Here is a 1,888-nt window from a genome sequence, read left to right as displayed (position 1 = left end):
CCTTTTCCTCTTTGACATTTAAAACAATAAATTAAAGCCAACATACTGTACATATACACAGTATAATTATTACCTTACTCCTCCCGTTTTCAGGTGTCAATATATGAGATTAGTTCTCATCTTCAGGCACAAAAAAGCGCCCGGAGCCACCTGTAAGCAGATCGCGTCTTTTCCCGAAAATTTCTCATGGCAACAAATTTTATTATTTAAGACATTCATCACACTTACATTTCAGATGGTATAGACACATCTGAAAGCTAACTGGCATGAGGAGAGGACCTGCGGTTAAACTGTTCGGGAAACCTGAGACGCCCGGAGGCCACTATGACGCACCTGAAACTGACTCCCGCTGAAGAAAAGCGCCTGGCGGACGCCTTTGTCGCTCAGGCACTGGCCATGGGCCTGAAAGGGAACAAAACGCTGCCAAAGGCGGTAAAACAACAGGTGCGGGAAAGGGTGCTTCGTGCCATTCAGGACGAACGTGAAGCCAGGCGGGCGCAGGAAATGCGTCGGGAGAAATACGAGGCTACGGAAACCACCTTCACCTGGCAGCCACAGCGCCGCCGGTAAGGGGTATTTACCATAACGTCGCATTGCCCGCACCGCTCAGACGGTCTGAGGGCGTTTCCGGCGGCTACGGGATAAAACAGGCAACAAACCACCCGGAAAACCGCCGGAAACGCGCCCGGTAAATTGTAACCCGCTGCATGCCTATGCACGCAACTGCATGGCGGGCCGTTTGGTGTAAAAACGATACGATAAGCCGTGTTTATGTAAATGAACGTGGCCGTAAAGAGTGACAAATATACATGTAACATTTTTTACTGACAGGTCATCAACCCGATGCGTTTAATACCCTTTATCCTGCTGGCATTGTGCAGCCCCTTACTCCTGACGGCCTGTAAGCATTCCACCACCCAGCCGCCGAAAATTTATACTCTGGATAAGTCATCTAAAATCAGTAGCTACGCTGCGGCCATCAAGACCGCTGTTGAAATGCAGATGTTTGAACCAGAGGCCTATGCGGGAAAAATGTGCACCGTGCGGATATCCATACAACGTGATGGCACTCTGAACAGCGCCATTGCTGAAGGAGGAGATCCGAAACTCTGTAAAGCAGCAATATCAGCCGTTACCCACGCCAAAATTCCGCCGGCACCGGATGAAAATACCTGGCAAATATTCAAAGACGCCCCTCTGGATTTCAGACCATGAAAGCTTTTACTCTGACAGTGCTGGCGGCCATGTTCCTCACTCCGGTACATGCGATACCACTAAAACCCGTAACCACACTGCAGCCAACCTACCCGGTACAGGCCGCAGCAAAACGCATCGAAGGTCAGGTGACCGCCACGTTTGATATTCTGGACGATGGACGAGTGGACAACGTGTCGCTTACCGGCTGTCACCTTTTTTTTCGGGAAACGCTGACGGCAATGAGGCACTGGCTATATCCCGCAGGGCACCCGGCAATGCGACAGGTTATAAATTTTGAATTCAGTCTGAAAAATGACGGCTTACAGGATCCGCGACCAGTCACCACCCAAAAGCTCAATGATGATGGTTGCCGCCAGTAACAGGTCCTTTAACCCGCAGGCTGCAATAGTCCTGGATGATGAGTGAGCCTGTAGCAGCCCTGATTAGTGGAAGCGAAGCTGAAAAATGGGCAGCAAAAGCCGTATTTCTGGCAAATAGCGCCGCCACGGATTAAAGTAGTCATGTGTAATACATATGACTACAAAGGGGCTTTTATGTCATCAGCAACATCCATCAGGCTCGATGAAGAACTTAAGGACCGGCTGAAAACGCTGGCCGATGACCGGCACCGCTCAGCGCACGCGCTAATGCTGGAGGCAATCACCGAATACATCGACCGGGAAGAGAAGCG

4 protein-coding genes are annotated in these 1,888 nt (G+C 50.4%); all 4 read left to right on the top strand.

What is annotated here, in order from left to right; translation table 11 throughout:
- The first annotated feature begins 324 nt into the window (after window positions 1–324).
- Entirely contained in the window at window positions 325–570 is a 246-nt protein-coding gene (locus ABD361_RS30260) for a hypothetical protein (protein ID WP_032440458.1), read from the top strand.
- A gap of 273 nt (window positions 571–843) precedes the next feature.
- Complete coding sequence (tolA, locus tag ABD361_RS30255; RefSeq protein WP_344440170.1) at window positions 844–1,215, top strand: cell envelope integrity protein TolA; 372 nt, start codon at window positions 844–846, stop codon at window positions 1,213–1,215.
- 17 nt (window positions 1,216–1,232) lie between these two features.
- Window positions 1,233–1,577, top strand: a complete 345-nt coding sequence (locus tag ABD361_RS30250) for a TonB family protein (RefSeq protein ID WP_344440168.1) — start codon at window positions 1,233–1,235, stop codon at window positions 1,575–1,577.
- Window positions 1,578–1,643: 66 nt separating this feature from the next.
- Window positions 1,644–1,888: CopG family ribbon-helix-helix protein (locus ABD361_RS30245; RefSeq protein ID WP_344440166.1), on the top strand; the 245-nt coding region annotated here is incomplete at its 3' end.

Origin of the sequence: Streptomyces luteosporeus (assembly GCF_039532865.1) — a bacterium.
In the GTDB taxonomy this organism is placed as follows: domain Bacteria; phylum Actinomycetota; class Actinomycetes; order Streptomycetales; family Streptomycetaceae; genus Streptomyces; species Streptomyces luteosporeus.
This window is presented reverse-complemented; position numbering and strand designations above follow the sequence as displayed.

Coding starts and splice junctions, on each gene's coding strand:
- ABD361_RS30260 (WP_032440458.1), top strand. CDS start 325: ATGACGCACCTGAAACTGACTCCCGCTGAAGAAAAGCGCCTGGCGGAC.
- tolA (WP_344440170.1), top strand. CDS start 844: ATGCGTTTAATACCCTTTATCCTGCTGGCATTGTGCAGCCCCTTACTC.